Genomic DNA, 12075 nt, shown 5'->3' on the forward strand with positions numbered 1-12075 from the left:
GAACTTGCGCCGGATTTTAGCAATTCTTGCTATATTATCATTTTCCACTATTTTTGCTTGACACCGCTGGCGATCTCGCGCCAATTGCGCGCTTAAGGTTTCAACCCTGCATTGAGCCAGAGCTCCGCCAGACATGTGTCCCGCCAATCGTGACGACTCTGAAAAACCAATGAAACCGGCGGACCGTGGCGCGGCGGCCCGGCTGCCGGCGGATTTCTCCAAGGTGCTGGTGGTCGGCAAATCGTCGATCAACCGGGTCGTCGTATCGAAAATCGTGGAAAAGTCCGGGCTGAAGCCGATTTCGGAGCCACCGGAGGCGGCCGAGAAAGCTTTGGCCGGCCTGGTTCCCGGCGCAATCATACTCGACGGCGGACCCGACGACAGGGATTGCGACAGGTTGCTGTCCGGCATCGACGCGCTGCGGCGCGCTTCCGGCAAGACGCGGCCCGCCGTGATCCTGCTTTCAACCAGGAATGGCACGCCGGACAGCCTCGGCCTGTCGAGCGTGGTCGACGCTGTGGTCGCCAAGCCGATCACGCCCGAAAGGCTGCAACCAGTAATCGATCGCCTGGTCGGCCGCGGCTGAGCAGAGGCGACGCTCAGCCGGGCTTCGCTAGCGCCTCGACCAGTGCCGGCAACTCGCCGAGGTCTGCGATCTCGCGAAAACGCGGCGCCGCGACAGGCGCCTCGGCGTGTTCGATCGCCCAGGTCAATTCGTGCGGCACATGGATGCCCCAGCCCCCGGCCTCGATGGCGGGAACAACGTCGGACTTGAGCGAGTTGCCAACCATCATGCTGTTCTGCGGACCGTCGCCATGGCGGCTGAAGATGCTGGCATAGGTGGCTGCGCTCTTGTCGCTGACGATCTCGACGGCATCGAAGAGATCACCCATTCCCGACTGCGCGAGCTTGCGCTCTTGATCGAAGAGGTCGCCCTTGGTGATCAGCACCAGATGGTAGGAGCCCGCCAGCTTTTCGACCGTCTCGCGGGCATGCGGCAGCGGCTCGATCGGATGGCTGAGCATCTCGCGGCCGGCAGCCAGGATTTCGCCGATGACCGAACCGGGCACCTCGCCGTTTGTGATTGCGACGGCCGTCTCGATCATCGACAGCGTAAAGCCCTTAATGCCGAAGCCATAGAGGGCGAGGTTGCGCCTTTCCGCTTCGAGCAGCCGTGCCGCGATGTGCTCATGATCGCCGTGCTCGGCCAGCAAGGCGGCAAAACGCTTCTCGGTCAGGCGGAAGAACTGCTCGTTCTGCCACAGCGTGTCGTCGGCATCGAAGCCGATGGTGGTCAAACGTGGAGCGGACATGTGCGACCCTTTGCTTACAGGCTCATCTAGACCCTGTGGCGCTGCGCCGCCAGCAAGAAGACAGGCACGCCGGTTCCTTTGGGCTGCGGCTCGGCTTGCCTGTGGCGACGCGGGCGCCTCCCCTTTCCTTCCGCCACGGCGCCCGTCTATACTTTGAAATCCGCAACACAATCTGGTGAATGATGCCGCCTGAAAAAAAGGAAGTCCGTCCGTCGAGCCGGGGGGGACGCGCCCGCACGCCTGCCTTCTTGAAAAACGAACGCGGTGTGAAGAACTGGAAGGAAGCCAGCGCCTGGCTGGAATGGCGCGGTATCGAGGACATCGAGTGCATCACGCCGGACCAGGCCGGCGTCGCCCGCGGCAAGATGATGCCGTCGAAGAAATTCACCTCCAACACATCGCTGGCCTTACCTTCGGCCGTCTTCATGACGACGATATCCGGCGGCTATCCGGAAGACGGCAATGGCTTCCACTATCCGGAGGACGACGGCGACCTGAAGCTCTTGCCCGATCTCTCGACACTGACCGTCGTGCCCTGGGAGGAAGATCCGACCGCCGCGGTGATCTGCGACCTCGTCCACCAGGATGGCCGCTCCGTCGAATTCACGCCGCGCAACGTTCTGAAGCGCGTGCTGGCCGCCTATGACGACCGTGGGCTGAAGCCGGTGGTGGCGCCCGAGATCGAATTCTATCTGGTACGCAAGAACCCCGATCCGGACTACCCGCTGACGCCGCCCGTCGGGCGCTCAGGGCGGCCGATCGGCGGCGGCGCCGGCTATTCGATCGCGGGCGTCAACGAGTTCGACGAACTGATAGACGACATCTACCATTTCTCGGAGCGGCAAGGCCTGGAGATCGATACGCTGATCCACGAGGAGGGCGCCGGTCAGCTTGAGATCAACCTGCGTCACGGCAATCCGATCGAGCTTGCCGACCAGGTCTTCATGTTCAAGCGCACGATCCGCGAGGCGGCGCTGAAGCACGAAATCTACGCCACCTTCATGGCCAAGCCGATCCAGGGGCAACCTGGCTCGGCCATGCATATCCACCAGTCGGTGGTCGACAAGAAGACCGGAAAAAACATCTTCTCGGCCGAAGACGGCGCCGAGACGGATGCGTTCTTCCATTTCATCGGCGGCATGCAGAAACACGTGCCGAACGCGCTGGTGATGCTTGCGCCTTACGTCAATTCCTATCGGCGGCTCACGCAGGCAGCGTCGGCGCCGGTCAACAACAAGTGGGGCTACGACAACCGCACGACGGCTTTCCGCGTGCCGCGTTCCGATCCCGCGGCGCGGCGCGTCGAAAACCGGATTCCGTCCTCGGACGCCAATCCCTATCTGGCGCTTGCCGCCTCGCTTGCCTGCGGGTTGATCGGCATGAACAACAAGGTCCAGGCCGAGCCGCCGGTGCTGACGACCGCCAACGAGGACGAGATCGACCTGCCGCGCAGCTTGCTCGAGGCCGTGGACCTCTTCGAAGCCGACGAGGAGCTTGGCGCCATCGTCGGCAAATCCTTCGCAGCCACGTATGCGGCCATCAAGCGAGCCGAGTTCGAGACATTCATGGAAGTGATCAGCCCTTGGGAGCGGGAGTATCTGTTGCTGAATGTGTGAGCGGCCACTTCGAGTGAACGAGTGAATAATCAATGGTGAGTAGTTTCATATTGGATGAGTGAACGCAGCCAGAGCGCTCTAGCAAAGCATTCACTATTCACCATTCACCATTCACCTGCGTTTCCGCATGCCTCGACGGGCGGGTATTCCGGCCACGGCATCATGCTGTCCAACTTCTTCGGCAAGCTCTATGCCGAGACGGTCGCGGGCAATCGCGACCGTCTGAAGCTGATCGAGTATCTGAAGATTCCCGCCTTCCCGGACAGCTGTTGTTTACGCGCACCGCTGCTGTTTCTGGCGCTCCACTGGTTCGCACTGCGCGACAGGATCTGAAGCCGGAACATGTGCAGAAGCTGTTAATTCGACAAGTCCGCTTCCCCAACGGCACGTTGCGAAATCCTTAACAAACGCGCAGAATTTCGCAAAAAGGCGCAGTGATGCCATAATCGGCGGTAAAAGATGCCGGTTCTGGGCGATAAGACGGGGATTTGCGCGGGCCTGCCCGCTGGAAATTTCGGGACCGATGCCGATCAGCCGCGAACGGTTTGCGGCAAGATCGAAAGAACGTCGGCCCGGTTGTTGGAGGTGGTTTAGGTGAACGAGCCCTTCAGTTTCGGTGCGCCGGAACGACGGCACTTTGCCGTGCGGTTCGGCTATGACATGCGGCCCTCGTTCTGGCAGGGCCTGCAGTCGAACGCGCATCTGGTGATCGCGGCCGTCGGCACCGCGGCGCTGCTTGGCGTGGCGGCGGTGGCGCTTTGGCTGGCCTTGCCGGCCAATGAGCGGCAGGCGATCGCGAAAACGGAGCAGACCGTCCCCGCGATCGCGGTCAAGACGAAGAAAATCGCTCCGGCCGTATCGAGCGCTGTCAGTGTCGCCGCCGCGCCGCAAGCCGCGCGCAAGGCCGATGCGGTTTCGCCCATGACTGGATCCCGGGAAGCCGCCATCCCGGCACTGGCTTCCAACAATCCCCGCTGGAACGGCACGGTTGGTGAGCCTGCGCCCGCGGCGGATGCTCCGCCGGCCTCATCCGCTCAGGCCGCAGAGAAGCCGGCGACGCAGAACGACAAACCGGCCGTTGCCGCCTTCGCCGAATCCGCGTCCGGAAACGATGCTTCGGCCGCTCTGGCTGAGGTCGCGGCGCCTGCGCCGGCGGCTGCCCAAGCGGCAGACGCAAAAAAGCCTGACGACAAAATGGATGCGGCCCAGACCGCCGCCATCCCGGACGCGAAGCCCCTGGTTGCCGAGGCTCAGCCGACGGCACCCGACGATGCGGCCCAGGACGAGCCGAAGCCCGAAAACGCCGGCACTGGCACCAATGGACGCGTCCTGAGGGCTGTTACCATGCGTTCCGGCCCGAAGAACGGCGCCGCCGCGATCGTCACTGTGCCTGCCAAGTCAGCCGTGCAGGTGATGAGCTGCAAAAAATGGTGCGAGATCGTCTATAACGGCAAACGCGGCTGGATCTACAAGAGCTTCGTCAAGACCGGCGCCTGATCTGGACCCTCTTGGCGGCCTGACGCCGCCGCGACGTCGGTTCAGATGCAGCGCCCGCCGTCGACCTCCAGCGCCACGCCGGTGATCAAGGCCGCCTCGTCCGAAGCCAGCCAGAGGGCCGCGTTGGCGATGTCGAGCGGCGTCGACAGCCGGCCGAGCGGGATAGAGGCGCGGAATTTTTCACGGATCTCCGGCGTGTCGGCGCCCATGAACTTCTCCAACATGCCGGTCTCGCCGGCGACCGGGCAGAGGCAATTGACGCGGATGTTCTTCGGGGCGAGTTCGACCGCCATCGACTTGGTGGCGGTGATCGCCCATCCCTTGGAGGCGTTGTACCAGGTGAGGCCTGGCCGCGGCCTGATGCCGGCTGTCGAAGCCGTGGTCAGTATGACGCCGCCGCCCTGCCGGTCCATGATCGGCACCACGGCAAGCGCGGCATGATAGATCGCCTTCATGTTGACAGCGGTGATCAGGTCGAAGGTTTGCTCGTCGACGCCGAGCATGTCGCCGTTGCGATGGGTGTAGCCGGCATTATTGACCATGATGTCGACGCGGCCGAAGGCGCTTTTGGCGGCATAAACCATCTCGTCGAATTCGGAGCGTTGCGAGACGTCGGTCTGGGTCCAGATCGCGTTGTCGCCGATTTCCTTCGCCACGCGCGCTGCGCCCTTGGCATTGAGGTCGGCAACCACGACGCGCGCGCCTTCCTCGGCGAAGCGCTTCGCCATGCCCTCGCCGAAGCCCGACGCCGCGCCGGTGATGATGGCAACCTTGTTTTGCAGACGCATGGTTTTCCCCATCATTGAAGGGCCGGCGGTCGCCATTCTCCCTTAGCTTTCGTCACATTCAGGTTCTATGTTGCAGGCGCGAACGCTTCCGGAAAGCTGTTGCTTGCCGACAAGCCTCCCGGTGGCGCCAGTGTCAAGGCCACATATGGGCCCAATCGATTGTCCAGCGATTGGTCCTGGATGTGACACCATGACACTGGACGATTTAAATCGATTAGAATATATCAGCCCCGCTACCGGCTAGCGGCATCAAACCGGACTGACCATGACCAGCCAGATCATCCCTGTCGAACCTTTCGACTTCATCATTTTCGGCGGGACCGGCGACCTGTCGGAGCGCAAGCTTCTGCCCTCGCTCTACCACCGCCAGCGCGGCCACCAATTTTCGGAGCCGACGCGCATCATCGGCACGTCACGCGCGAAGATGAGCGATGCCGAGTTCCAGAGCTTCGCCAAGAAAGCGATATCGGACCATGTGAATCCGGCCGACATCGAGCCGAAGGAACTGGACACATTTCTTGCTCGGCTTTCCTATGTCTCGGCGGACGCCACTTCGGGCGTCGGCTTCGACAAGCTCAAGAAGGCGATCGGCGACAGCGACCGCATCCGCGCCTTCTACCTCGCGGTGGCGCCGGCGCTGTTCGGCGACATCTCGCATCAGCTCAAGGAACACAAGCTGATCACCCCGAATTCGCGCATCGTGCTGGAGAAGCCGATCGGCCGTGACCTCGCCTCGGCGCGGACGCTCAACGACGCCGTGGGTGACGATTTCCACGAAAGCCAGATCTTCCGCATCGATCACTATCTCGGCAAGGAAACGGTGCAGAACCTGATGGCGCTGCGCTTTGCCAACGCGCTTTATGAGCCGCTGTGGAACTCCGCCCATATCGATCATGTGCAGATCACCGTGGCCGAGACCGTGGGTCTCGAGGACCGCGTCACCTACTACGACAAAGCCGGCGCGCTGCGAGACATGGTGCAGAACCACATCCTGCAGCTGCTTTGCCTGGTTGCCATGGAAACACCGTCCTCGATGGACGCGGACGCCGTGCGCGACGAGAAGCTGAAGGTGCTGCGGGCGCTGAAGCGCATCAACGGCAACGAGGCGCCGAAACACACGGTGCGCGGCCAGTATCGCGCCGGCGCCTCCGCCGGCGGGCCGGTCAAGGGTTATGTGGAGGAACTCGGCAAGGACAGCAACACCGAGACCTTCGTCGCCCTCAAAGCCGAGATCGGCAACTGGCGCTGGGCCGGCGTTCCTTTCTATCTCAGGACCGGCAAGCGGCTGGCGACCCGCGTTTCGGAAATCGTCATCGAATTCAAGCCGATCCCCTATTCCATCTTCGGCGACAGCGCCGGGCCGATCTTCGCCAACCAGCTGGTGATCAGGCTGCAGCCGGACGAAGGCGTCAAGCAGTACATCATGATCAAGGATCCGGGGCCGGGCGGGATGCGGCTGCGCCAGATCTCGCTCGACATGAGCTTCGCGCAATCCTTCCACAGCCGCGCGCCGGACGCTTATGAGCGGCTGATCATGGATGTGGTGCGCGGCAACCAGACGCTGTTCATGCGTCGCGACGAGGTCGAGGCGGCCTGGAAGTGGATCGATCCGATCCAGAACGCCTGGGAAAGCGCCAGGCAGGAAGCGCAGGGCTATACGGCCGGCACCTGGGGTCCGTCGGCCTCCATCGCGCTCATCGAACGTGACGGACGGACATGGCACGAGAGCAATTGAGCGGGGCCGCTTACGCCTGGAACGGCTTTGCCGACCGCCAGCAGCTGGCGGCGGCCCTTGCCGGCCACGTCGCCGCCCGCCTGACCAAGGCGATCACCGACCGCGGCACGGCGCTGCTCGCCGTATCCGGCGGCACGACGCCGGCAAAATCCTTCGCCGCGCTCTCTTTAATCCCGATCGCCTGGGACAAGGTCACCGTGACGCTGGTCGACGAACGTTTCGTGCCGCCCTCCTCGCCGCGCTCGAATGCCGGGCTGGTGGCGGCCAACCTGCTCCAGAACAAGGCAGCGGCAGCGCGCTTCGTGCCGCTCTACCATGAGGCGGCGACCATCGAGGACGCAGCGACGTCGGACAGCGAGGCCCTGCAATCATTGCCCTGGCCGCTGGATGTGGTGGTGCTTGGCATGGGTGCCGACGGGCACACGGCCTCCTTCTTTCCCGATGCCGGCAATCTCGCCGAGCTCATCGACCCGTCCTCACCGCGCATCGTGCTGCCCGTGCATGCGCAAAGCGCCGGCGAGCCGCGGCTGACACTATCGATGGCGCGGATCGTTGCCGCCGGTTTCATCGCGCTCCACATCGAGGGAGAGGATAAGCGCATCGCCTTCGACGGCGCGATGGGAGCGGGCATGAAAAAGCCCATCCGCAACGTGCTCGAGGCGGCGCCGATACCGGTAGAGGTGTTCTGGGCACCCTGATTTCACCAAAGGAACAGCCCCGGAGGCTGTGGGAGGACGTTTCCGGGGCCCGAAAGGACCAGCCATGACAGCCAGACGCGACATCGAAGCCATCACGGAACGCATCCGCCAACGTTCGAAAGCCGACCGCGAAGCCTATCTCGGCCGCATCGCGGAGGCGTCGGGACGCGCCGCCAACCGCGCGGTGCTCTCCTGCGGCAACCTCGCCCACGGCTTTGCCGTCTGCAGCCCATCGGAGAAGGTGGCACTCGGCGGCGATCGCGTGCCCAACCTCGGCATCATCACCTCCTACAACGACATGCTGTCGGCGCATCAGCCGTTCGAGACCTTTCCGGCGCTTATCAAGGACGCGGCACGCGAGGCGGGCGGCATCGCCCAGGTCGCCGGCGGCGTGCCGGCGATGTGCGACGGCGTGACGCAAGGCCAGCCAGGCATGGAACTGTCGCTGTTCTCGCGCGACGTGATCGCCATGGCAGCGGCGATCGGCCTTTCGCACAACATGTTCGACGCCGCCGTCTTCCTCGGCGTCTGCGACAAGATCGTGCCAGGGCTGGTGATCGCGGCGCTCACCTTCGGGCACCTGCCGGCTGTCTTCATCCCCGCCGGGCCGATGACGTCGGGCCTGCCGAACGACGAGAAGGCCAAGGTCCGGCAGCTCTATGCCGAGGGCAAGGCGGGCCGCGCCGAGCTGCTCGAGGCGGAGTCCAAATCCTATCACGGGCCGGGCACCTGCACCTTCTACGGCACCGCCAATTCCAACCAGATGCTGATGGAGATCATGGGCCTGCACACGCCCGGCGCCTCCTTCGTCAACCCGGGTACGCCGCTGCGCAACGCGCTGACCAGGGAGGCGGCGAAGCGCGCGCTGGCGATCACCACGCTCGGCAATGCCTATACGCCGGTCGGGCGCATGATCGACGAGCGCTCGATCGTCAACGGCGTGGTCGGCCTGCACGCGACCGGCGGCTCGACCAACCACACCATCCACCTCATCGCCATGGCCGCGGCAGCCGGAATTTCGCTTACCTGGCAGGACATCTCCGACCTGTCGGAGGCCGTGCCGCTGCTCGCCCGCGTCTACCCGAACGGACTCGCCGACGTGAACCATTTCCACGCCGCCGGCGGGCTCGGCTTCCTGATCCGCGAGTTGCTCGACGAAGGCTTGCTGCACGAGGACGTGCAGACGGTCTGGGGCGAAGGCCTGCGGCCCTATGCTGTCGAGGCAAAGCTCGGCGCCGACGGCAGCGTCGTGCGTGAAGCGGCGCCGCTCGAGAGCGGCGACGAGAAGGTGCTGGCCCCGTTCAAGAAGGCGTTCCAGCCGACCGGCGGACTGAAGGTGCTTGCCGGCAACCTCGGCCATGCCGTGATCAAGACCTCTGCGGTCAAGCCCGAACGGCGCGTCATCGAGGCGCCGGCCAAGGTGTTCGACAGCCAGCAGGGGCTGAACGAAGCTTTCAAGTCGGGCACGCTGACCGGCGACTTCGTCGCCGTGATCCGCTTCCAGGGGCCGAAGGCCAACGGCATGCCGGAACTGCACAAGCTGACCACCGTGCTCGGCGTGCTGCAGGATCGCGGCCAGCGCGTCGCGCTGGTGACCGACGGGCGCATGTCGGGTGCTTCCGGCAAGGTGCCGGCGGCGATCCATGTGACGCCGGAAGCGGTCGAGGACGGGCCGATCGCCAGGATCCATGACGGCGACATCATTCGCCTCGACGCCGATGCCGGCACGCTGGAGGTGCTGGTGCCGGGAACGGAGTTCGCGCTGCGCCGCACGGCGGATGCCGACCTGATCGGCAACGAGTTCGGCTTCGGCCGCGAGCTGTTCGCCGGCTTTCGCCAACTGGTTGGCCGCGCCGACCACGGCGCCGCCGCCTTCGCAAATGCCTAACGTCAATCTGCTAAAAAAGAGCGGCTCGGAGCCGCCGCTCGGAGCCGCCCTTTGTCGTAAGCGGTGTGCCATCGGCACCTAGACAAGAGGTCTCACGAGGTATTCTTGCCACTGAAGACCTCCGCCAAATAGTCAATAAACACCCTGACTTTACGTGGGGTGTGACGTCGCTGAGCGTAGAAGGCGAAGATCGGTTGCTCCATGGGTTCATGATCCGGCAGCAGCCGCACGAGGCGGTTCTCCGCTATATCCTGGGCGACCATGAAATCGCCCAAGAGGGAGTACCCCCCTCCCGCTAGGCAGGCGTTTCTCACCGCTCGCGCTGAGTTCATTGTCAGTTGCTGCGGCACTTCGAAGTCAATGACCTTTCCTTGATGCGAAAACTTATGAACGCGCCCCCATTCCCCGCTGACCTGAGTAACGGATGGGCGAGCCCTGATCTCGTCCAAGGTCCTGGGTGTCCCATATTGCTGGCAAAACTGGGGTGTCGCGACGAACACGATCCTCTGCGTGAAAATCCTCTGCGCAATCAGGGATGAATCGTTCAACGGTCCTATCCGGATGGCGACATCGAAGTGCTCGCCAATGAGATCAACCAAACGATTGCCAAGGTCGATTGAGACATCGAGCTGCGGGAACCGTCGCACGAACTCAGGAACCACTGGTGCCAGGCACTCATTACCAAAGGCCGTTACGCAGGAGACGTGGAGTTGGCCGCGAGGAGTTTCGTGGCGTTCGCGTACTGCGCTCCGCATCTGATCAAGCTCCTCCAGGAGGCCGGTGCTCTTTTGCACGAACTCCATCCCGGCATCCGTCAGATTGATCTGCCTGGTGGTGCGGTTAAAGAGACGTACGCCGAGATCGGTCTCCAAGTCCGCCACAATGCGGCTTACCGAGGCAGCGGAAAGGCGCAAATCCCGGCTCGCAGAAGAGAAGCTGTTATGCCTGGCGACTGCCACGGCCACCTTCATGGCCTCGATCATATCCATCCGCCATTCTTCCGAAATTCAAAATAATGTCTCTCACCGTGCGCTCTTTAACACGGAAGCCGAAATCATGCATCAATGGGGCGAACGCTCAAATTGAGGAGATGGACATGTCCAAAAATCCTAGCTGGATACTTCGCAGCTACCCTTCCGCAATGCCCTCCGTCGAGAACTGGAGCCTGGAGGAGCGTTCAATTCCCGATGCCGCGGATGGTGAGCTGCTGGTGAAAACTCTGTGGCTCTCCGTCGATCCCTATATGCGCGGTCGGATCAGCCCCGCGAAGAATTATGCTGCTGGTTTTAGAATTGGCGACCTGATGTGTGGCGGCGGAATTGGCGAGGTAATTACGTCTGAGTCTCCGGACTTCAAGCCAGGCGACCTCGTGATGAGCGATCATTTTGGTTGGCAGCCGTTCAGCGTGATCCCGGCCGCGTCAGCCAAGCCAGTGACGACAACCGACGCTCCGATTCAGGCCGTACTGAGCTATCTCGGCATGCCCGGTCTCACCGCCTACTTTGCCCTCCTCAAAACCGCAACTCCGAAGGTGGGGGAAACGGTGTTGATCTCTGCCGCTTCAGGAGCTGTGGGGCAGATTGCGGGACAGATCGCGCGGATCAAAGGGTTCGACCCAGTCGCTGTTGCGGGCTCGGATGAGAAGCTGGAATGGTGCAGGGAGCTTGGATATCGGACTGGCGTCAATCATCGACGCTCCGCTGATCTCGTGGCAGATGTCGCGACCGCATGCCCTAGCGGCGTCGATGTCTTTATCGACAACACCGCCGGGCCGATTCACGATGCAGCCATGCTAAATCTCAACATCTTTGGCAGAGTGGTGGTTGTCGGCACTATTGCCTTGGCCGACCGGTTTGACCAGCCTGATGTCGGTCTCAGGCATCTCAGAAGGACACTAATCACCCGTGCGCGGATAGAAGGGTTCTTGCTCGACGACCACGAAGGAGAATACGAGACCGCGATTGCCGATCTGCTGTCATGGTACAAACAGGGACTGCTTCAGACACGGGAAGATGTTGCGGAAGGGATCGAGACCGTGCCCCACGCTTTCGTTCGGATGTTGAAGGGAGAGAACTTCGGCAAGCAACTGGTCAAGCTATGATGCTCTAACGAGGGTTTGTCCGCTTCGGCCAGACTGCTATTTTTTGTGCACGCGTTACTCAAGCGGATCGTTCCAAGGCAGCAGCTCATCGATCCGCCTCCGCTTGTGGCCGTTGACGACGGCGGCAAGCGTGGTGGTCAAGTAGACCTGCGGATCAACAGCATTGAGTTCGCAGATCTCCTCTGGCGCAGGCAAAACTAGCTTGCCCTGCCGGGCCAGCGTTCGCCAGGACGACAGATGGTTGGCCTCCAGCCCGTGGCGCTCCGCTACTTCGTTCACCGTCACGCCCGGACGCAAGCCCTCCGAAACGATCTGTGCCTTGACCTCATCCGGCCATTGGCGATGCGCCTCACGTCGGCCCCGCCGTGTCGTGAGAACCTCCAATGTCGTTTCCATGGAGAAACTGCTTCTCGCTCATCCATGGAACCTTGATCGCAGA

The 12075-nt window shown here is 62.7% G+C and carries 10 protein-coding genes and 3 pseudogenes; 8 read left to right on the forward strand and 5 right to left on the reverse strand.

Translation table 11 applies throughout. From position 1 onward, the window contains the following. The first annotated feature begins 169 nt into the window (after nt 1–169). Entirely contained in the window at nt 170–586 is a 417-nt protein-coding gene (locus A9K71_RS01255) for a response regulator (RefSeq protein WP_066989304.1), read from the forward strand. A gap of 13 nt (nt 587–599) precedes the next feature. Here A9K71_RS01255 and A9K71_RS01260 read toward each other — a convergent pair whose 3' ends face one another. Next, nucleotides 600–1313, reverse strand: coding sequence for an HAD family hydrolase (locus A9K71_RS01260; RefSeq protein ID WP_066989306.1), 714 nt, complete (start codon nt 1311–1313; stop codon nt 600–602). A 182-nt stretch (nt 1314–1495) separates the two neighbouring features. Between A9K71_RS01260 and A9K71_RS01265 the strand changes: the two genes are divergently transcribed. From A9K71_RS01265 to A9K71_RS01270, 3 genes and pseudogenes are all read left to right on the forward strand, one after another. Continuing rightward, a complete protein-coding gene (locus A9K71_RS01265; RefSeq protein WP_066989433.1) occupies nt 1496–2929 on the forward strand; it encodes a glutamine synthetase family protein in 1434 nt (477 codons plus the stop codon). A 123-nt stretch (nt 2930–3052) separates the two neighbouring features. Next, nucleotides 3053–3262, forward strand: a pseudogene (locus tag A9K71_RS29725) (FAD-dependent oxidoreductase); the annotation flags it as partial. Between the two features lie 261 nt (nt 3263–3523). Next, nucleotides 3524–4426, forward strand: a complete 903-nt coding sequence (locus A9K71_RS01270; protein WP_066989308.1) for an SH3 domain-containing protein — start codon at nt 3524–3526, stop codon at nt 4424–4426. A gap of 41 nt (nt 4427–4467) precedes the next feature. Here A9K71_RS01270 and A9K71_RS01275 read toward each other — a convergent pair whose 3' ends face one another. Then, nucleotides 4468–5214 (reverse strand): SDR family oxidoreductase, encoded by a 747-nt coding sequence (locus A9K71_RS01275; protein WP_066989311.1) that lies wholly within the window; start codon nt 5212–5214, stop codon nt 4468–4470. Between the two features lie 265 nt (nt 5215–5479). On the opposite strand from A9K71_RS01275, the gene zwf reads away from it, so the two are divergent. The 3 genes from zwf (at nt 5480) to edd (ending at nt 9535) form a co-directional block, all read left to right on the forward strand. Continuing rightward, a complete protein-coding gene (gene zwf, locus A9K71_RS01280) occupies nt 5480–6949 on the forward strand; it encodes a glucose-6-phosphate dehydrogenase (RefSeq protein ID WP_066989313.1) in 1470 nt (489 codons plus the stop codon). Beyond that, the gene (gene pgl, locus A9K71_RS01285) at nt 6931–7647 is read left to right on the forward strand and encodes a 6-phosphogluconolactonase (RefSeq protein ID WP_066989315.1); all 717 of its coding nucleotides are present in this window, start codon (nt 6931–6933) and stop codon (nt 7645–7647) included. Before zwf ends, pgl begins: the two co-directional genes overlap by 19 nt. 64 nt (nt 7648–7711) lie before the next feature. Further along, nucleotides 7712–9535 carry a phosphogluconate dehydratase gene (gene edd / locus A9K71_RS01290; RefSeq protein ID WP_066989317.1) on the forward strand — a complete coding sequence of 608 codons (1824 nt, stop codon included), beginning with the start codon at nt 7712–7714 and terminating at the stop codon, nt 9533–9535. A gap of 92 nt (nt 9536–9627) precedes the next feature. On the opposite strand, the gene A9K71_RS01295 is transcribed toward edd, so the two are convergent. Then, a complete protein-coding gene (locus A9K71_RS01295) occupies nt 9628–10524 on the reverse strand; it encodes a LysR family transcriptional regulator (protein ID WP_066989319.1) in 897 nt (298 codons plus the stop codon). Between the two features lie 107 nt (nt 10525–10631). On the opposite strand from A9K71_RS01295, the gene A9K71_RS01300 reads away from it, so the two are divergent. After that, nucleotides 10632–11636: an NADP-dependent oxidoreductase gene (locus A9K71_RS01300; RefSeq protein WP_066989435.1), complete on the forward strand. Its 1005-nt coding sequence runs from the start codon at nt 10632–10634 to the stop codon at nt 11634–11636. 54 nt (nt 11637–11690) lie between these two features. Here the strand turns inward: A9K71_RS01300 and A9K71_RS32290 are convergent. Beyond that, nucleotides 11691–11816, reverse strand: a pseudogene (locus A9K71_RS32290) (transposase domain-containing protein); the annotation flags it as partial. Nucleotides 11817–11819: 3 nt separating this feature from the next. Further along, nucleotides 11820–12032: pseudogene (locus A9K71_RS32295) on the reverse strand (transposase); the annotation flags it as partial. Nucleotides 12033–12075 lie beyond the last annotated feature (43 nt).

Source organism: Mesorhizobium sp. WSM3873 (assembly GCF_001672445.1).
Lineage (GTDB): Bacteria > Pseudomonadota > Alphaproteobacteria > Rhizobiales > Rhizobiaceae > Mesorhizobium.